General features: G+C 61.8%; 17 protein-coding genes. 9 read left to right on the forward strand and 8 right to left on the reverse strand.

Translation table 11 applies throughout. The annotated features are described in order from the left end of the window. Window positions 1–12 precede the first annotated feature (12 nt). The 7 genes from DL237_RS00430 to phoB all read left to right on the forward strand — a co-directional run bounded on the left by DL237_RS00430 (window position 13) and on the right by phoB (window position 7,536). Entirely contained in the window at window positions 13–1,053 is a 1,041-nt protein-coding gene (locus DL237_RS00430) for a sensor histidine kinase (RefSeq protein WP_119397046.1), read from the forward strand. Between the two features lie 235 nt (window positions 1,054–1,288). Further along, on the forward strand, window positions 1,289–2,329 hold the full coding sequence (locus DL237_RS00435) for a substrate-binding domain-containing protein (RefSeq protein WP_119397047.1): 1,041 nt from the start codon (window positions 1,289–1,291) through the stop codon (window positions 2,327–2,329). Between the two features lie 109 nt (window positions 2,330–2,438). Next, window positions 2,439–3,905 carry a phosphate ABC transporter permease subunit PstC gene (pstC, locus tag DL237_RS00440; protein WP_119397048.1) on the forward strand — a complete coding sequence of 489 codons (1,467 nt, stop codon included), beginning with the start codon at window positions 2,439–2,441 and terminating at the stop codon, window positions 3,903–3,905. After that, entirely contained in the window at window positions 3,902–5,266 is a 1,365-nt protein-coding gene (gene pstA, locus DL237_RS00445) for a phosphate ABC transporter permease PstA (protein WP_119397049.1), read from the forward strand. Before pstC ends, pstA begins: the two co-directional genes overlap by 4 nt. A 16-nt stretch (window positions 5,267–5,282) precedes the next feature. Continuing rightward, window positions 5,283–6,080: a phosphate ABC transporter ATP-binding protein PstB gene (gene pstB, locus DL237_RS00450; protein ID WP_119397050.1), complete on the forward strand. Its 798-nt coding sequence runs from the start codon at window positions 5,283–5,285 to the stop codon at window positions 6,078–6,080. A 27-nt stretch (window positions 6,081–6,107) separates the two neighbouring features. Beyond that, the gene (phoU, locus tag DL237_RS00455; RefSeq protein ID WP_119397051.1) at window positions 6,108–6,842 is read left to right on the forward strand and encodes a phosphate signaling complex protein PhoU; all 735 of its coding nucleotides are present in this window, start codon (window positions 6,108–6,110) and stop codon (window positions 6,840–6,842) included. Between the two features lies 1 nt (window position 6,843). Further along, entirely contained in the window at window positions 6,844–7,536 is a 693-nt protein-coding gene (gene phoB, locus DL237_RS00460; RefSeq protein ID WP_119397052.1) for a phosphate regulon transcriptional regulator PhoB, read from the forward strand. A gap of 215 nt (window positions 7,537–7,751) precedes the next feature. On the opposite strand, the gene DL237_RS00465 is transcribed toward phoB, so the two are convergent. Next, on the reverse strand, window positions 7,752–8,471 hold the full coding sequence (locus DL237_RS00465) for a phosphatase PAP2 family protein (RefSeq protein ID WP_119397053.1): 720 nt from the start codon (window positions 8,469–8,471) through the stop codon (window positions 7,752–7,754). Window positions 8,472–8,882: 411 nt separating this feature from the next. On the opposite strand from DL237_RS00465, the gene DL237_RS00470 reads away from it, so the two are divergent. Both DL237_RS00470 and DL237_RS00475 read left to right on the forward strand, forming a co-directional pair. Then, window positions 8,883–11,327, forward strand: a complete 2,445-nt coding sequence (locus DL237_RS00470; protein ID WP_158585568.1) for a sensor domain-containing protein — start codon at window positions 8,883–8,885, stop codon at window positions 11,325–11,327. Between the two features lie 107 nt (window positions 11,328–11,434). Next, window positions 11,435–11,899: a GNAT family N-acetyltransferase gene (locus DL237_RS00475; RefSeq protein WP_119397055.1), complete on the forward strand. Its 465-nt coding sequence runs from the start codon at window positions 11,435–11,437 to the stop codon at window positions 11,897–11,899. A 168-nt stretch (window positions 11,900–12,067) separates the two neighbouring features. Here the strand turns inward: DL237_RS00475 and DL237_RS00480 are convergent, their stop codons facing one another. From DL237_RS00480 to DL237_RS00510, 7 genes are all read right to left on the reverse strand, one after another. Then, the gene (locus DL237_RS00480) at window positions 12,068–12,514 is read right to left on the reverse strand and encodes a GNAT family N-acetyltransferase (protein ID WP_119397056.1); all 447 of its coding nucleotides are present in this window, start codon (window positions 12,512–12,514) and stop codon (window positions 12,068–12,070) included. A gap of 45 nt (window positions 12,515–12,559) precedes the next feature. Beyond that, window positions 12,560–13,462, reverse strand: a complete 903-nt coding sequence (locus DL237_RS00485) for a 2-hydroxyacid dehydrogenase (RefSeq protein WP_233544808.1) — start codon at window positions 13,460–13,462, stop codon at window positions 12,560–12,562. Then, window positions 13,459–15,066 (reverse strand): ABC transporter ATP-binding protein, encoded by a 1,608-nt coding sequence (locus DL237_RS00490; protein ID WP_119397058.1) that lies wholly within the window; start codon window positions 15,064–15,066, stop codon window positions 13,459–13,461. The genes DL237_RS00485 and DL237_RS00490 overlap by 4 nt, the downstream gene beginning before the upstream one ends. Further along, window positions 15,063–15,902 carry an ABC transporter permease gene (locus tag DL237_RS00495; protein ID WP_119397059.1) on the reverse strand — a complete coding sequence of 280 codons (840 nt, stop codon included), beginning with the start codon at window positions 15,900–15,902 and terminating at the stop codon, window positions 15,063–15,065. Before DL237_RS00495 ends, DL237_RS00490 begins: the two co-directional genes overlap by 4 nt. A 2-nt stretch (window positions 15,903–15,904) precedes the next feature. Further along, a complete protein-coding gene (locus DL237_RS00500; RefSeq protein ID WP_119397060.1) occupies window positions 15,905–16,882 on the reverse strand; it encodes an ABC transporter permease in 978 nt (325 codons plus the stop codon). A 54-nt stretch (window positions 16,883–16,936) separates the two neighbouring features. Then, window positions 16,937–18,481, reverse strand: a complete 1,545-nt coding sequence (locus DL237_RS00505) for an ABC transporter substrate-binding protein (protein ID WP_119397061.1) — start codon at window positions 18,479–18,481, stop codon at window positions 16,937–16,939. A gap of 97 nt (window positions 18,482–18,578) precedes the next feature. Then, on the reverse strand, window positions 18,579–19,358 hold the full coding sequence (locus DL237_RS00510; RefSeq protein ID WP_119397323.1) for a class II aldolase/adducin family protein: 780 nt from the start codon (window positions 19,356–19,358) through the stop codon (window positions 18,579–18,581). Window positions 19,359–19,491: the final 133 nt, after the last annotated feature.

Genomic DNA, 19,491 nt, shown 5'->3' on the forward strand with positions numbered 1-19,491 from the left:
ACAGCGCCCGCCATGACGGATGCCTCTCTTACTGCGCTGCTGAGCGCGATCCCGCTGCCGGCGATGCTGGTGGGACGTGGCGAGCGGATCATCGCGGCCAATGCACGCACGGCGACGCTGTTCGGCCCCGGCATCACGGGGCGGCATTTCATTACCGTCATTCGCCAGCCTGCGGTGCTGGACGCGGTGGAATCCTGCCTGCAGGACCGCCAGCCCCACCAGACGCGCTATCTTGCGACGCGGCGCGGACAGGAAACCAACTACGAGGTCAGCTGTTCCTACGTGGATTCGCCGCTGGGGCAGGGGGTGGTGGTGTGCTTTCAGGACATCACCATGCTGGAGAAGGCCGAGGTCATGCGGCGCGATTTCGTCGCCAATGTCAGTCACGAGCTGCGCACGCCGCTGACCGCGCTGATCGGGTTCATCGAGACGCTGCTGGGGCCGGCAAAGGACGACGCGGCGGCGCGCGAGCGGTTCCTGGGGATCATGGCGAACGAGGCGGGCCGGATGGAACGGCTGGTCAAGGATCTGCTGTCGCTGAGCCAGGTCGAAGGCGAGGCGCGGATGCGCCCGACCGAGCGGGTCGACATGCACGCGCTGATGCAGTCGGTGCAGAACGCGCTGGCCCCGCTGGCGCGCGCCGCCGATGTCGATCTGGTCGTGACCGCCGAGCAGGAGGGCATTTTCGTGCAGGGCGATTCCGATCAGCTGCGCCAGGTGCTGAACAATCTTGTCGAAAACGCGATCAAGTATGGCGGCAGCGGCAAGCAGGTGACCATGTCGCTGTCGGCGCGCGCCGAGATGCCCGAATTGCGCGGCCCCGGCGTGGCCCTGACGGTCAGCGATCAGGGACCGGGAATCGAGGATGTTCACCTGCCGCGGCTGACCGAGCGATTCTATCGGGTTGATTCTCATCGGTCGCGGGAAATGGGCGGAACAGGGCTGGGATTGGCGATCGTGAAGCATATCGTGAACCGGCATCGGGGGCGGATGCGGATTTCTTCGAAAATGGGGCAGGGGACATCCGTGCGGGTCGTCTTGCCCGTCAGCTGACCCCGGCGTGACTGTGACACAAGCGTTAACGCCTTGTTACAAAGGGGCTTGTCGTGACGTCGCGGTCGGCCATGTGCGCGTGGCTGGCCGGGCATTCCCAAGTGCGAAAGCCGTTTAATTTCCACGCTGTCATGAAGATGTTACATCCGTGTCACAAAAGCATCGCGACCAGCGCCTAGCAGGGGCGTCGAGGCTGCCGGGGATGGCGGCCAGACCAAGACAACAGGAGCTTTCCATGTCCTTCATGAAACTGACCGCATCGGCACTTGCGCTCGCAGCCGTTTCCGCAACCGGCGCCATGGCGCGCGACCAGATTCAGATCGCAGGGTCGTCGACCGTGCTGCCCTATGCCTCGATCGTCGCCGAAGCCTTCGGCGAGAACTTTGATTTCCCGACCCCCGTTGTTGAATCGGGCGGGTCGTCCTCAGGCCTGAAACGCTTTTGCGAAGGCGTCGGCGAAAACACCATCGACATCGCCAACGCATCGCGCGCCATCAAGGACAAAGAGATCAAGGCCTGCGCCGACGCTGGCGTGACCGACATCATCCAGGTGCGCATCGGTTATGACGGCATCGTCTTCGCCAGCCAGCTGAATGGCCCGGAATTCACCGCGTTCGAGCCGTCCGACTGGTTCAAGGCGCTGGCCGCCGAGCTGCCTGTCGACGGCAAGATGGTTGCCAACCCCAACATGACCTGGGCCGACGTGAACCCCGATCTGCCCGCCGAAGAGATCATGGCCTTCATTCCGGGCACCAAGCACGGCACCCGTGAAGTGTTCGAAGAAAAAGTCCTGATCCAGGGCTGCGAAGATTCCGGCGCGATGGAAGAGATGAAAGCCGCGGGCCTGGATGACGACGCCGCAGAAGACGCCTGCAAGGCCGTCCGCACCGACGGCAAATCGGTCGACATCGACGGCGACTACACCGAGACCCTGGCGCGCATCGACAGCAACCCGCACGGTCTGGGCGTCTTTGGCCTGGCGTTCTACGAAAACAACACCGACAAGCTGAAAGTGGCCACGATGTCGGGTATCGCACCTTCGACCGAGACCATCGCTTCGGGTGAATACCCCGTGTCGCGCCCGCTGTATTTCTACATCAAGAAAGCCCACATCGGCGTCATCCCCGGCCTGAAGGAATACGCTGAATTCTTCGTGTCCGACGACATCGCAGGCCCCGATGGCCCGCTGTCCGAATATGGCCTTGTGTCCGACCCCGAGCTGGCAGACACCCAGTCGATGGTTGCCGACGAAGAGACCATGGGCGCAAACATGTAAGCCTGACGACCCCGGGCGGCGCGTGATCCGCGCGCTGCCCGACCCCGCACCACACCGGAACGATTTCGCTGTGGCAAGACCCTGACAAGACCATTCCAGAGAGTACCACATGCCGGCCACCTGGATTTTCCTGATTGTTCTGGCGATCGCTGCCATCGGGTACGTACTGGGACGCAGCCGCGCCCTTGCTTCGGCCAGTGGCGACAGCCGCAATCTGCATTCTCTTCCTTCTTATTACGGCAGCCATGTCGCGCTGTATGTCGCGGTGCCGTCGCTGCTGTTGTTCGGGCTGTGGCTGGTCGTTCAGCCGATCCTGATCGAACGTCATGTCCAGACCCTGATCCCCGAGGCGAGCTATCAGAACCAGGGCGAGCTGAACCTGCTGATGTCGGATGTGCATCGCATCGCCAGCGGGCTGGATTTCGCGGTCGACTACGGAGCCCTTGGCGCCCAGCAGGCGCTGGATCTGGACACCGACACCAGCGATATCCGCGCCATTCTGGCCAGTGTCGGCGTCGCGCTCGGCTCGGACGTGTCGACGCAGACGCTGGACGCCGCCAAGCGCTATCGCGCGCTGAGTGCCACGGGCGACATCTTTCGCAGCATCGCCGTTCTGGCCCTGGCGCTGGCCGGCCTCGGCTTTGCAGTCATCAAGACCAACCGTGATTTCCGCGCCCGCAACGCGGTCGAACGGGTGATCCTGTCGCTGCTGATCCTGGCCGCCTCGCTTGCGATCCTGACGACCGTGGGCATCGTGCTGTCGCTGGTGTTCAACACCATCGAATTCTTCAAGCTGTACCCGGCGCTGGATTTCTTTTTCGGCACGACCTGGAGCCCCTCTTTTGGCGGCGGATCGCAGCTGGGTATCCTGCCGTTGTTCTGGGGAACCTTCTATATCTCGCTGATCGCGCTGGCGGTGGCGGTGCCCATCGGGTTGTTCGCGGCCATCTACACCAGCGAATATGCCTCGCCAAAGGTGCGCAGCATGGCAAAACCGCTGCTGGAGATCCTGGCGGGCATTCCCACCATCGTCTACGGCCTGTTCGCGCTGCTGACGGTCGGGCCCGGCCTGATGGCGGTGTTCGGCCCCAACGGGGGCCTGGGCTGGATGCAGGGCGGCACGGCGGTGATGACGGCCGGTCTGGTCATGGGCGTCATGCTGATCCCCTTCGTCAGTTCGTTGTCGGATGACATCATCAACTCGGTGCCCCAGAGCCTGCGCGACGGATCGCTGGGCCTTGGCGCCACGAAATCCGAAACCATCAAGCAGGTCGTGCTGCCGGCCGCCCTGCCGGGCATCGTGGGGGCCATCCTGCTGGCCGCATCGCGCGCAATCGGCGAGACGATGATCGTGGTTCTGGGGGCAGGGGCCGCCGCCCGCCTGTCGATGAACCCCTTTGACGCGATGACCACCGTGACCGCCAAGATCGTCAGCCAGCTGACGGGGGACGCCGATTTCGCGTCACCCGAAGCGCTGGTCGCGTTTGCCCTGGGCATGACGCTGTTCGTGATCACGCTGGGCCTGAATATCTTTGCACTCTGGATCGTGCGCAAATACCGGGAGCAATACGAATGACCGACGCAAGCATTTCCGGTCCTGCCGCGAAACCGCGCCCCAACACCTCAGGCTCTCTTCTGGAACTGGACAAGGGCACCCGCCGCCGCAACGCCGCCGAAAAACGCTTTCGTGCCTATGGCATGGCGGCGGTCGGTATCGGGCTGATCTTTCTGCTGGTGCTGCTGTTCACCATCGTGCGCAACGGCGTGCCGGCCTTTACCCAGACCTTTATCGAGCTGCCCGTCACGCTGAGCGAAGCCAAGCTGGACAAGAGCGGCAACCGCGATATCGAAGAGATCAAGAAGGTCACGACCTTTGGCTATGGCGGGTTGATCAACTCTGCGCTGGAAACGACGCTGAGTGATGCCGGGATCGCCTCGCCCTTCGAGAAGGCCAGTGAGCTGAGCAAGCTGATCTCGTCCTCCGCTGCGGCGCAGATCCGTGATTACGTGCTGACACATCCGGACGACATCGGGAAAACCGTCACGTTCGAAGTGCTCGCCTCGTCCCGGGTGGATGGGTACGAAAAGGGCCGGGTCACACGGGTGGCCCTGCTTAACGACAAGAACCTGGATGCCGAGCATCTGGATGTCGCGGACCAGATGAAAGAGGCGGGCGTGCTGAAACGCCGGTTCAACTGGGACTTCATCCTGGGCGCCGACGCGTCGGAGAGCCGCCCCGAACAGGCCGGGATCGGCGTGTCGATGCTGGGGTCGCTGTTCATGATGCTGGTGGTGCTGGTGCTGTCGCTGCCGATCGGCGTCGCCGCATCCGTCTACCTTGAGGAGTTCGCACCGAAAAACTGGTTCACCGATATCATCGAGGTGAATATCTCGAACCTGGCGGCCGTGCCGTCGATCGTCTTTGGTATCCTGGGGCTGGCGGTCTTCATCCAGTTCATCGAGCTGCCGCAATCCGCACCGCTGGTCGGTGGTCTGGTGCTGACGCTGATGACATTGCCGACCATCATCATCTCGACCCGCGCGTCGCTGAAGGCGGTGCCGCCGTCGATCCGCGATGCGGCCTTGGGGGTAGGGGCGTCGAAAATGCAATCGGTGTTCCACCATGTGCTGCCGCTGGCCATGCCCGGCATCCTGACGGGGACGATCCTTGGTCTGGCGCAGGCTTTGGGCGAAACCGCGCCGCTGCTGCTGATCGGGATGGTGGGCTATATCGCCTCGAACTATCCTGACGGGATCGCGTCCGGGTTCCTCGATCCGAACTCGGCCATGCCTGCCCAGATCTATGAATGGGCAAAACGGGCGGACCCGGCCTATTACGAACGCGCCTGGGGCGGTATCATCATCCTGCTGGTATTCCTCATGACCATGAACATCATCGCCATCATTCTGCGCCGCCGGTTTGAGCGTCGCTGGTAAGCAAGGGGGAAGAACCATGTACGACTCGCCCACCCTGGAGACCAAATTGAACACCAAGAACATCAAGATCGCCGCGGATAACGTGCAGGTCTATTATGGCGAAACCCACGCCATCAAGGACGTCAGCGTACAGATCCAGGACAAGACCGTCACCGCCTTCATCGGGCCGTCGGGCTGCGGAAAGTCGACCTTTCTGCGCACCCTGAACCGGATGAACGACACCATCGACATCTGCCGCGTGCAGGGCAATATCCTGTTGGATGGCGAAAACATCTATGATCCGCGCGTCGATCCGGTGCAGTTGCGGGCCAAGGTCGGCATGGTGTTCCAGAAGCCGAACCCGTTCCCCAAGTCGATCTATGACAACGTGGCCTATGGGCCGCGCATCCACGGCATGTCGAAAAGCAAGGCGGATCTGGATCAGATCGTCGAAACCGCGCTGCGTCGCGGGGCCATCTGGGACGAGGTCAAGGACCGACTGCATGCGCCGGGCACCGGCCTGTCGGGCGGTCAGCAGCAGCGTCTGTGCATCGCGCGCGCCGTGGCGACCGAACCCGAAGTGCTGCTGATGGACGAACCTTGTTCGGCACTGGACCCCATCGCCACGGGGCAGGTCGAGGAGTTGATCGACGAGCTGCGCGAGGATTATTCGGTGGTGATCGTCACCCACTCGATGCAGCAGGCGGCCCGGGTCAGCCAGAAGACCGCGTTCTTCCATCTCGGCAACCTGGTTGAATATGGCGACACCAGCCAGATCTTTACCAACCCGGTCGATCCCCGCACCGAGAGCTATATCACCGGCCGTATCGGCTAAGCCCGCATTCAACAGGAGCCAATATCCATGGCACAGCATATCGCGAGCGCATATGACCGCGATCTTGAAGCCGTTCAGGCCAAGATCATGAAAATGGGCGGTCTGGTCGAGCAGGCCATTTTCGACGCCAGCCAGGCGCTGGAAAACCGTGACGAGGAAATGGCCGAAAAGGTGCGCGCCGGTGACAAGGTCATCGACGAGCTGGAAGAGATCATTCAGGAAGACGCGGCCCGCATCATCGCGCTGCGCGCGCCGACGGCGGGCGACCTGCGCATCGTTCTGTCGATCATGAAGATCGCCGGCAACCTTGAACGTATCGGCGATTATGCCAAGAACATGGCCAAGCGCACCTCGGTGCTGGTGCAGATGCAACCGATCACCGGGGCCCATTCCGCGCTGCGCCGCATGGCGCGCGAGGTCGAGGGGATGCTGCGTGATGCGCTGGATGCCTATATTCAGCGTGACGCCGACCTTGCCCAGGACGTGATCAACCGCGACCGCGATGTCGACCAGATGTACAATGCGCTGTTCCGAGAATTCCTGACTTTCATGATGGAAGACCCGCGCAACATCACGGCCTGCATGCATCTGCATTTCATGGCCAAGAACACCGAACGCATGGGCGATCACGTCACGTCGGTCGCGGAGCAGGTGATCTATCTTGTCACCGGTCTGCCGCCCGAAGACGCGCGCCCGAAACAGGACAATACCTCGGTCGATCCCAATGTTGCGCCACCGCAACCGATGAGCGGAGACAAGTAACATGGCCGCCGACCAGCAACCCACGGTCCTTGTTGTCGAAGACGAACCCGCGCAGCGTGAAGTGCTTGCCTACAATCTCGAGGCCGAAGGCTTCAAGGTGAGCCGCGCCGAGAATGGCGAAGAGGCGATGCTGCTGGTGCAGGAGGTGGCACCGGACATCATCGTTCTGGATTGGATGCTGCCGAACCTGTCGGGCATCGAGGTCTGCCGCCAGTTGAAGATGCGTGCCGAGACCCGCGGCGTGCCGATCATCATGTTGTCGGCGCGCTCTGAAGAATTCGACCGGGTGCGGGGGCTGGAAACCGGCGCGGATGACTATGTGGTCAAGCCGTATTCGGTGATCGAGCTGATGGCGCGGGTGCGCGCACAACTGCGCCGCACGCGGCCTGCGTCGATGGGAGAGCGCCTGGAGTACGAGGATATCCTGCTGGACGCCGAGACACATCGCGTCATGCGCAGCGGGCAGGAGCTGAAGCTGGGGCCGACGGAATTTCGTCTGCTGTCGACCTTCATGGAAAAGCCCGGTCGGGTTTGGTCGCGCGAACAGCTGCTCGACCGTGTGTGGGGACGAGACATCTACGTCGATACGCGTACGGTGGATGTGCACATCGGCCGGCTGCGCAAGGCGCTTTGTACGCACGGTGGCGACGATCCGCTGCGGACGGTACGTGGCGCGGGATATGCGCTTGGCTAAGTCTTGCGATGCGGGGGTGGATATTGCCCCCGTACCGCCACTGCCATATTTCTTATAATCGGTATTATGTAAATTATTGAGCTATGGCGTTTGCTGTAAACCGTAGGTTTTCCTGTTCAAACAGCGTGGCTGGCGGTTGTTGGTCCCTTTAGGTGACACATGCGGTTTACCGTGCAGAGCACTGATTTGAATGGGTAAAGCACATGATCCGTATGTCAGGTATCGCCCCGCTTGTCCGGTTCGATCTGGCCGTGACGCCCCATGCGACGTGCCAGCAACCAGACGCCCAATGCCCAGGCCGCGCCCAACGTCCAGCCCGCCAGGACATCCGACGGCCAGTGAACGCCCAGGTAGACCCGGCTGATCCCGACCAGCATGGCAAGCACCGCGGCCACCGTGATGTAGAACGCGCGAATGCCCAGCTGTGTTTCCGACCGCGCCAGCATCACGGCCAGCGTCAGATAGGTCACCGCCGCCATCATCGAGTGGCCTGAGGGAAAGGATGCGGTGGCAACCTCGACACCGTGCGGCACCAGATCGGGCCGCGGACGTGAAAAGCCCAGCTTGGCCAGGTGCGACAAGGCCTGTCCGCCGATGATTGCGATGCCCAGGAAAACGGCCGACGCGCGCTGGCGGTTCAACACCAGGAACACCAGCACGCTGAGCGAAATCAGCGTCAGAACCGTGACGCCGCCAAGTGCGGTCAGATCGCGCATCGCGACTTCGACCTGCGAGCCGCCGATGGGATTGTTCAGATCGCCCGGAGTGCGCAACGCCAGCAGAACGGCCTGGTCAAAAGCGTGCAGATCCCCTTCGATCATTTCGGCCGCCAGCGCGACAAACGCCCAGAGCGCACCCCCGATGACGACGATGACGACCAGGGTGATAACCTCGACCCGTTTGGTGAGGTTCAGAAAAGCAGCGCGAAGAGACATGGAGGTCCTGTTGTTTGGGGCATCGATGCGATGGATATGCAGGTGCGAGACTAGATGGGGCAGCACGTCGGCGCGACAAGCTGATCTTTGCCGATGCCCGGACGCAGCGCGGTGACGTCAAGCGCGCAGTCTCGCGTGCGGATGCTGGCAGTTATGTGCCGCCCTGCCCCAGCATTTCGTGGCCAGCCCGCCAGAGCCAGTATTTCCTGGGGCGTCAGAGTGATTGCGCGGCACGTGCAAAGGGCGCGAAAAACGCGTCTTACCATGGCCCGACGTGGCTGGGATGAGGCGCTGACACCAGATTTTTCGTCGCATCGCGCCGGCGCAGCGGTATGTTTTTGCTGGCATATCGCTGTAATTGGGTGTGGACTGAGGAGAGACGCGCACGCAACTGCAGAAAGCGAGCAAGGAATGCACGGGACTGCAACGCACAAGGCCCTGGAGAATGCCCTGATCAAGGGGCCGTTCGCCTATGGATTCGTTGATGGCGACATGATCGTCCAGCGCCATAACGAGGCCGCGGCCAATTGGTTTGCCATGCCGGGGCGCAGCCTGGTCGGTCAGCCCCTGAGGCAGTTCATGAGCGCGGAAATGCTCGCCTCCGTTTCGCCATCCCTGCAACAGGCGCTTGGCGGACACGTGGTCGAGTACGAACGCACTCTGCAACACCCCGAGGGGGTGCGCACCTCGGTTGCGCGCTATGTTCCCGAACATGACGACACTGGCGACGTCGTCGGGATTCATATTTTCCTGGTCGACATAACGGATCAACGGCACTCTGAAACCGAGGCCAATACGCTGCGCGAACGCTTCAAGGGGGCGTTTCAGCATGCCGCGATCGGCATGGCCATCGTTGCGCCGGACGGGAAATTCCTGTCGGTCAACAAATCGCTCTGCGAAATGCTGGGGTATACGTCGCAGGAATTGCTCGAGGGCGATTTCCAGGAGCTGACGCACCCTGACGATCTGGAGGCGGACCTGCAAAGTCTGACCCAGCTGAACGATGGCACGCGCGACTCCTATACGATGGAGAAACGCTATATCTCCAAGGCTGACGCGACCATCTATGCCATTCTGAGCGTGTCCGTGGTGCGTAGCGCGGATGGCACGCCACTGCACTTCGTGTCCCAGATTCAGGATATTTCCCCGCGCAAACATGCCGAGGATCGGCTGTTTCGCGAACATGAGATGGCCGAAGTCACGCTTCGATCCATCGGGGACGGCGTTATCACCTGCGACCCGAGCGGTGGCGTCGTCTATCTGAACCCCGTGGCCCAGGGCCTGACGGGATGGAGCAACGAAGACGCCGCGGGCAAGCCGATCTCGACCATCTTCAACGTGCGTGACCCCGACGATTTCCCGGTGCCCTGCCCCATGGCCGAAGCGCTGGAAACCGGACGGATCGTGGCGCTTCAGGCCAATTCGGTGCTGATCAGCAAGGACGGCGTGCGCCTGCCGGTTGAGGATTCCGCCGCGCCGATCCGCGATCGGGCTGGCAATGTGGTTGGGGGCGTTTTGGTGTTTCACGACGTTTCCCATCAGCGCGCGATGGCGATCAAGCTGGAATTTCTGGCCCATCACGACATGCTGACCGAATTGCCGAACCGTGCGTTGTTCAAGGATCGTCTGTCGATGACGCTGCGCGCCAACCGTCGCGATGGCAAGAATTGCGCGATCTTGTTCTGTGACCTCGACCGGTTCAAATCCATCAACGATGCCCATGGTCATGCTGCCGGCGATGAGGTTTTGCAGGAACTGGCCCATAGATTGAAGCGGAGCGTGCGCGACGGCGATACGGTCTGTCGCTGGGCCGGTGATGAATTTGCCATCCTGATGCCGGATGTCACATCCGAACGTGACGCCCGCCTGGTGGCCAGCCGGATCGTGGAAAGCGCCCGCACGCCCATCCATCTCAAATCGTCGTTGGGACGTGTCGATGTCGGTCTCAGCGTCGGTATCGGCATGTTCCCCGAGGATGGTCAGGATGCCAGCAGCCTTGTGGCCGCAGCCGATGCGGCGCTGTACGAGGTGAAACGCACCGGGCGAAATGGATTTGCCTTTCACCACGAGGGGCTGAATATCCTGACACGCGAACGCGCCCGCCAGGAGGCCCAACTGCGCGAGGCGCTGCAATCGAACGCGCTTGAACTTCACTACCAACCGCGGATTTCGCTGAAAGACGGCAGGATCACCGGGGTCGAGGCGCTGGTGCGGCTGCGCATCGACGGCAAGCTGGTCTTTCCTGATGAGTTCATCTCGATCGCGGAGGATACCGGCTTGATCCACGACCTGAGCCGGTGGGTGCTGCGCGAGGCATGTCGGCAGTGCAAGGTCTGGCAGGATGGCCCCCTGCGCGATGTTCTGGTCGCGATCAACATGTCACCGATGCGGTTGCGTCAACCGGATCTGTCGCGGGAAATCGCGGACGTCTTGGCGGAATATGATCTGGAGCCGAAGCGTATCGAATTCGAGATTACCGAGACCATGCTGGCGACGGCGACACAGGAATGCGGCGAGCAGATCCGAGAGCTGTCGAAGCTGGGCTTCAAGCTGTCGCTGGATGATTTCGGCACCGGGTTTTCCAACCTTGCGTATCTGCGCAAATTGCCGATCGACACCCTGAAAATCGACCGCAGTTTCGTGTCTATGTCAGAAGGCGACATGACCATTGCCAGTGCAATCATCGGCCTCGGCGGATCTTTTGGCAAAAGCATCGTGGCCGAAGGGATCGAGACGCGCGAGCAGGAACAGGCGTTGATGAAACTGGGCTGCGACGAGGGACAGGGATTCCTGTATTCCCGTGCCGTGTGCGCCGCCGAGATCGAGGACATGTTCGACCTGGTGTCCGCGCCCTAGACCATTCTGGCCATACCGGACAGTAGTGCGGAGCCCTGCGCCAGGGCCGCCTGCCCGTTTGCAGACGTCGCCAGATACCTGACACAGCCCGAAGAAAGGCAAGATTGATGACTGACAATGCCGACCTTGAAATCCGCCCCGTGCGCGATGGCGATCGTGAACAATGGGATCATCTGTATGCGGGCTACGCCGCGTTCTACCAGGTGCCGCAGACCAGCGAAATGCGCGACAAGGTATGGGGCTGGTTGCACGATCCGGCGCAGGAATCCGAAGGTCTGGTGGCGCAAGGTCCGGGTGGAAAACTGGTCGGGCTGGCGCATTTTCGCCCCTACGCCCGCCCGCTTGCCGCCTCGACCGGATTGTTTCTCGATGATCTTTTCGTTTCGCCTGATGCACGTGGCAGCGGTGCCGCAGATGCGCTGATCGAAGGTGTTCGCAAGATTGCCGAGGCACGCGGTTGCAGCCTTGTGCGCTGGATCACGGCCGAGGATAATTATCGCGGCCGTGGGCTATATGATCGTGTGGCCAGCCGCACGGCATGGGTGACATACGACATAAAGCTGCCGTCCTGACACGCCCGGCCGACTGTCACGCAACCGGCCTGTTGTCTCAAGACATTCTTTTTGGGTAATATATTTTTATATCAGTTGGTTGTGGGTTGAGGTTCATGTAAAGCATGAGCGCCGCGAAGCAAACCGATAAATATCCGGCTTCGCGGGCGGCTGGCAGCCCGAGGGGTTTCAGGAAACGTCCTTCACGAAATAAACGCGGTGAAAGCCATCTTCGACGCGGCGGTCCACTTCGACGTAGCCGAGCCTAGGGTAAATGGAGAGGTTATCCGACATCTTCTCATTGGTATAAAGATGCACCGAGCCAAGGCCCCGCCGGCGCGCCGAGACTTCGCAAAAGCTGACGAGATCCTTGCCGATACCGCGACCGGTGGCACTGGGAAAAACCGCCACGTTTTCAAGCAGAAGGTGATCGCCTTCGGCATAGAACACGATAAAGCCCTGTACTTCGTCCTGGCTATTGGTGGCGACGTGGACATGTCGTGCGGCAATCTGCGATGCGAAATCGGCGACCATCGGTGCCGGTTTCCGGCCCATCAGGGGGACGTAACGCGCGTAGGCCTGTTCGGCGCAGCTGCGGATATCGGGTTCGTCGCTGGGTCTGGCGGTTCGGATCATTGCGCTTCCTTCGAACGCCCTCGGGGCTTTGGTTCTGGCGGCCCGCTAAAGCGTGGCCAAGCCCCTCTGAACGTTTTGCACCACACTAATGTGCCTTGGCGTGCTGGCGACATGCGGCGTCACGAACACGCCGGGATGATGCCAGAGAGGGCTTTCGTCCGGCAGAGGTTCGGTTTCGAAAACGTCAAGCGACGCCCCGGACAGTTGGCCGGAGTCGAGAGCCGACAGCAGGTCGGCCTCGACCAGGTGGGCACCGCGCCCGATCTGGATCAGAGCGGCACCCGACGGAAGGCTGGCGAAGGTTGCCGCGTTAAGGATGCCATCGGTTTCGGGGGTCAGGGGCAGGACGTTAATCAGGATGTCTGTTTCGGACAGAACCTCATGCCACGCGTCCGAGGTCATATGCCGCGCCCCTGCCAGCGGATCGATCGGGACCGAGCGCGATACGACGGTCACCGGATAACCGAGCGAAAGCAGAGACTTGGCGATTGCCCGCCCCATCATGCCAAACCCAAGAACGCTGATGCGGCGCAAGGTCGGGCTCTGATCTCCGACGCGCCGCGCCCAGTCGCGCCGTGCTTGTGCCGCGAGGAAATCACCCATCCGGCGATGATGCCAGAGCACGTGAAAGGCCGCGAACCCCGCCATTTGCAGCGCCTGGTCCGGGTCTTCGACGCGAAACACCGGGACATCGGGCAAGGATGGACAGCCGAGGATACCGTCGATGCCCGCCCCGACGGAAAAGACTGCGCGAAGGTTTGGATAAGGCGCAAAGGCATCATCTGCCGGTTTGAACGTCAGCACGAAATCGACCGCTGCGGGATCGTCGACCTGATCCGGTGGCAGCAGCATGAGTTCGGGCGCATGTTCGGCAAAGGGGCCCGCGAAAAAGCCCATCATGTCGAGGACCGAACATGTGGCCACGCCGATCATCCGCCTTGTCGTCATTGCGCCGCCTGCCCCCAGCCACCGCCGGGGACCGCCGCAAGCAGGGTTTGCGTATAGCTGTGTTGAGGGTTCAGAAAGACCTCCGACACCGGCCCGATTTCGACCAGCTTGCCTTTTTGCATGACGGCGATCCGATCGCAAAGCTGGGCTGCGACGCGAAGGTCATGGGTGATGAACAGGATCGACAGATCAAAGCGAAGCCTGAGGTCGCGCAGAAGGTCCAGAACCTGCGCCTGGATCGAGACATCCAGCGCCGAAACGGCCTCGTCCGCGATGATCAGCTCGGGGTCCATCGCAAGCGCCCGGGCGATGCCGATCCGCTGTCTTTGCCCGCCCGAGAATTCGTGTGGAAAGCGGTCTACTGCATCGGCGCCAAGGCCGACCGTTTCCATCAATTCGCGGGCGCGGGCGCGCGCCTTGTCCTTGGCGACACCCTTTGCGATCGGACCATCCGTCAGGGCGCGCATGACACGGTGGCGCGGATTGAGAGAGGCATAGGGGTCCTGGAAAACCATCTGCACCTTGTGGCGGGCGGCGCGAAGATCTGACGCTGTCAGCGCCGCCATATCGGTGCCTCCGACGATGACCTCGCCCGCGTCGGGCGTGACCAGACGCACGACCGCTCTGCCAAGCGTCGACTTGCCCGATCCGGATTCTCCTACCAGGCCAAGAACTTCGCCACGCGCGATCGAGAGCGAGACCGTGTCGATCGCTCGCACCTCGCGCGGTTGTCGGAACAGGCCGCCGCCGACGCGGTAGGTCTTTTCGAGGTTTCGGATTTCCAGGGCCGGGGCTTTCGCCACCTCGCTCGAGGCGGCCACCAGACCCGAAGGGATCGCGGCAAGCAGGCGCTTGGTATAGTCATGTTGCGGTGCCTCAAGCACTTCGGTGGCGGTCCCACGCTCAACGATTTCGCCATATCGCATGACGATGACGCGGTCGGCAATCTCGGCCACAACCCCAAAATCGTGGGTGATGAACATCACGGCCATGCCGCGGCGATCCCGCAGGTCGAGGATCAGCTTGAGGATCTGGGCCTGCGTCGTCACGTCCAGCGCGGTCGTCGGTTCGTCCGCGATCAGCAGCTCCGGCTCAAGCGCGAGAGCCATGGCGATCATGGCACGCTGTCGTTGCCCGCCGGACAGCTGGAACGGATAGGCGCGAATGATCTTTTCGGGATCGGGCAGCTGCACTTCGCGGATCAGATCCAGCGCCTTTGCCCGCCTCTCGGCCGGGGTGTGGCGTTTGTGCGCTTCGAAAACCTCGGCAATCTGATCGCCGATCCGCATGAGCGGGTTCAGGGCCGTCATCGGCTCCTGAAAGATCATGGCGATACGATCACCGCGCAGGGCACGCTGTTCGGCGTCGGACACAGTCAGGATATCCTTGCCACCGAATTCGGCAGTGCCAGTTGCAACGGTGACACCTTCGGGCAGCAACCCCATCACGGCATTGGCCGTCATCGATTTGCCTGACCCGGATTCGCCGACGACACACAGGATTTCGCCTGCCGCGATCTGGTAGGAGCAGTCCTGAACGGCAAAGGCGCGATCTGCGCCTTGCGGCAAGGCAATCGACAGGTCGGTGATTTTCAGAACGCTCATGACCGCCCCTTCCGTGACAGATGTGGGTTGAGGGCATCGTTCAACCCCTCACCGATCAGGTTGAGCGCGAGGACGGTCAGCACAATCGCAGCGCCCGGAAAGAACGAAAGCCACCAGGCCGAACGGATCACCGTGCGCGCCGCGCCGATCTGAAAGCCCCAGGACATGATGTTGGGATCGCCGAGGCCGAGGAACGAAAGCGAACTTTCCAGCAGGATTGCCGTCGCCACCATCAAGGAGGCCATGACGATGATCGGAGAGACCGTGTTCGGCAGCACCTGCCGGATCAGGATGTGCATGTTCGACAAGCCAGCGAGGCGGGCCGCATCGACATATTCCCGCCGTGTCACCGACATGACCTCGGCCCGGACCAGCCGCGCGACCGGCGGCCACGACACGATGGCAATCGCAATGGTGATCGATGTGAGGGATGGTTCGAGGATGGCCACGAGAACGATGGCGAGCGCGAAGTTCGGGATGGTCTGGAAGAACTCGGTAAAACGCATCGCTCCCTCGTCCACCCACTTGCCATAGAACCCTGCGAGTGCCCCCAGTGGCACCCCGATGAGCAGTGCCATGACCGTTGATACCAGCCCGACAAGCAGCGATACGCGCGCGCCATAGACCAATCCCGCAAGGACATCGCGGCCCAGAGTGTCTGTCCCGAGAGGCAGGCCATCCGTGGTGAACGGCACCAGGAACGGTCGTTGCACCATCGCCCACGGTCCGCGCGGATAAATCAGGGGAGCCAGAAGCGCGACGAGCAGGACGGCGATCAGGATGCCCAGCCCCAGCAAGGCACCGCGATTAGAGATGAAACGTTTCCAGAATGTCATGATTATGCCTTCTGCCCGATCCGCGGATCAATCAGCCGGTAGACCAGATCGGTGATGATGTTGAACACGATCACCATTGCGGCAGAGACGAGGAAGACCCCGAGGATCGTGTTATAATCGCGCGCCGCAAGGCTTTCGAACATCAGCCGCCCGATGCCTGGCCAGGCAAACACGGTTTCCGTCAAGACCGCGCCGCCGACCAGTTGCCCCGCCTGAAGCCCGGCCAGCGTGACCACGGGCAGCAGGGCGTTGCGCAGGATATGCCGCCGCCGGATGATTGACGGCGCCAACCCCTTGGCGCGCGCAGTCTTGACGAAATCCTGTTGACCGACTTCGAGCATCGAGGCGCGGGTCATGCGCATGTAGACTGCCATGAAGAACAGCCCCAGCGTCAACGCCGGCAAAATCAGGTGCAGGAGAATATCCCATATCCGTGTCAGCCCGGCATAGCCGCTGCCAACGGTTTCATAGCCAAACCCCGGCAACCAGCCGAGCTGCACTGAAAACACAAGCACCGCCATCAGAGCCGCCCAATATAGTGGTGTGGCGTAAAACAGCAGCGCCGTACCGGTGATCAGACTGTCGGTGAACTTGCCGACCCTTGCAGAGGCCGCGACGCCAAGCGCCACCCCCGCAAGCAGCGAAATCCAGAACGCCGTCAGCGTAAGGATCAGCGTCGCGGGCAGCCGTTCCAGGATCAGGTCCAGAACCGGCTGACCCTGCCGAAAGGAATAGCCCAGATCCAGCGTCATGATGTTTCCGACATACTGCAACAGCTGAACATAAAAGGGCTGGTCCAACCCGAACCGGGCCTTGAGGTCCGCGATCATCTGAGGATCAGCAGCCCCTGCTTCGCCCGCCAGCACCGTCGCCGGGTCGCCGGGCGCTGCGTGGATCAGAAAGAAGTTCAGGATCGCAATGGCAAGAAGTGTGATCGCTGCCTTGAGCAGGCGCGAAAGGATCGCTCCGGCAATAGCCATTATCTGTCCCCCGTTGGCCTTTGGGAGGGGCGAAACCGCCCCTCCCGTCGCGGTTTACTGTTCGATCCAGGCGTCGCGCAGACCGTCGTTCAACCCGATGCCGGTGGTGATCAGGTCTTTGACTTCGCAGCGGTAGATCGTCGGGAACTCGATCTCGAGCAGCCAGGCCACCGGGACATCTTCAACAATTTTCTGCTGGATCTCCGTGTACATCTCCTGGCGCTTCTCGGTGTTTGGTTCCACCGCCGCGGCTTCCCACATCGCGTCGAGTTCCGGGTTCACGTAGCCCTCGACGTTGTTCCAGGGGCTGCCCTTCTGGATCTGGCTTTCGACATAGTTCCGCGCCACGCCCAGTGCCGGGTCGCCGTACTGGTAGAGATAGGTAAAGGCCATGTCGTAATCCCAGTTGGCCGTCTTCTCGTTCCAGCCAGCGACATCGGCGCTGTCGATGTCGACGGTGATGCCGACCTCTTCCAGGTTCTGCTTCACCGCCTCGGCCCAGCGTTGCCAGGTTTCGCCGTAGGGCAAGGGCAGCAGACGCACGGGCGTGCCATCATAGCCCATCTCTTCCAGCAGGGCCTTGGCCTTTTCCGGGTCATGCGGATACTGCGGCACGTCGTCGGAATAATAGTTGGTCTTGGACGACACCGGCCCGGTAGGCACCGTGCCAAATCCGTTCCAGACCACATCCTTGACGAATTCCCGGTCCAGCGCGAACATGACAGCCTGGCGGAACAACTTGTTGGAGGTCGGTCCCTCGCGGTTGTTCAGCCACATCCATGCGTGCGGGGCAAAGAATTCCCAGCCGTCCGAGGTCGAGCAGACATTGTCCATCTTGGTCAGACGGGCGACATCCCAGTTTTCGATCGCGCCGCCGGGCAGCACGTCGACTTCGCCGGTTTCAAACGCCACAGCGCGCGAGGCCGCGTCAGGCACCACGCGGTAATACAGATCGTCGATGTGGGGCAGCCCGTCGAGGTAGTAATCCTCATTCTTCGTCAGGTGGATGAAGCTTCCCTTCTCCCACTCCACGAACTTGTAGGGGCCGGTGCCGATCGGGGTATTGTTCATCTCGTTGGTGGCGTAGTCGGTGCCCTCGTAGATGTGCTTTGGCACGATCGGCATCGATCCGGCCTCGAAGGCGTTGATGAAGGGGCCATAGGGTTCCTTCATGTGGATGACGATGGTGTTGTCATCCGGTGCCTCGACGCTTTCCACGTGGGAAAACGCGCCGCGGAAACGCGCATGATTGTCCTGCAGGAACTTGGTGGTGAAGATCACGTCGGCGGCGGAAAACGGTTCGCCGTCATGCCATGTCACGCCTTCTTGCAGCTTGAACGTATAGGTCATCCCGTCCTCGGCGATGTCCCATTCCTTCGCCAACGAAGGCTGCGGCTCAAGATCCTTGTTGTAGCGCAGCAACCCCTCATAGATCTGGCCGGACACCATCTGCGTCGGGCCGTTCTGGACCAGGCCCAGCATCAGCCCCGGCGGTTCGGGTTGCACGATCAGGTCGAGCCGACCGCCATCCTGTTGTGCTGCCGCGCCGGTCGCCATGGCGGCGGCGACAAGGAAAGTCGTTGCCTTCAGAAGTTTCATGTTTGGTTTCCCTGTTGGTTTAGGTTGATGACGGACCTGTTTGCCAGGTCTCGGATTGTTGTCAGATTTCCAGTTCGCGCATCCTGGCGCGTGTTCGTCACGCCGGGGCGGACCGCTCGATCAGGCGCAGGATCGCCGCCCATTCGGCGTCGCTGTCGGAGGCTTCGGTGCGGTCATAGGCGCGCGCGTACTGTTGCGCGGTGTGTGCGGCGACATCGTCGGGCAGCGGATCCGGCGTCAGCCCCATGGAGAGCGCGGCCACCTGCGCCTTGCAGGACCGTTCGAGGTTCAGCGCCAGCTTGACCGCCTCGGCCACGGACCGTCCGCAGACCAGCGTACCGTGATTGCGCAGCATCAGGACGTTGAGCGCGCCAAGGTCCGCGACGATGCGGGCGCGTTCCTCCAGATCCAGCGCAATGCCTTCATACTCATGATAGGCGATGGCGCCGTGGAATTGCGCCGACCATTGGTTCAGCGGCAAGAGCCCCTCTTTCACCGAGCTTACTGCGACGCCGGCGACGGTGTGCGTGTGCAGCACGCAGGCGGCGTCGTGGCGGGCCATGTGAACGGCAGAGTGAATCGTGAACCCGGCCGCGTTGACGCCATGGCCATAGGGGTCGTCGATGATGACCCCGGCCTCGTCGACGGTCACCAGATTTTCTGCCGTCACCTCGTCGAACATCATCCCGAAGGGGTTCAGCAGAAACCGCTTCTGCCCCGCCTCCCCATCCGGCAGGCGCGCCGAGATATGCGTGTAGATACTGTCATCCATGCCCTTGAGCGCCATGACCCGATAGGCCGCAGCAAGATCCTTTCGGATCTCATGCTCGTCCGGGGCGCGGCGGGGTGTGGCAGAAGCGCTGCCGCCCAGCGACATGGCTTGTTCGGGCATCGTCTTGGTTTGCGACGTCATGATCGGCTCTGCCTTTCGGATCGTCCTGAGTGCGTTTTTCAACTTGAAACAGATTGCCTGAGCCGCCCGGAGTCAAGAAGATTGTCGACAGACGACA

Origin of the sequence: Pseudooceanicola sediminis, assembly GCF_003575965.1 — a bacterium.
GTDB lineage: Bacteria > Pseudomonadota > Alphaproteobacteria > Rhodobacterales > Rhodobacteraceae > Pseudooceanicola > Pseudooceanicola sediminis.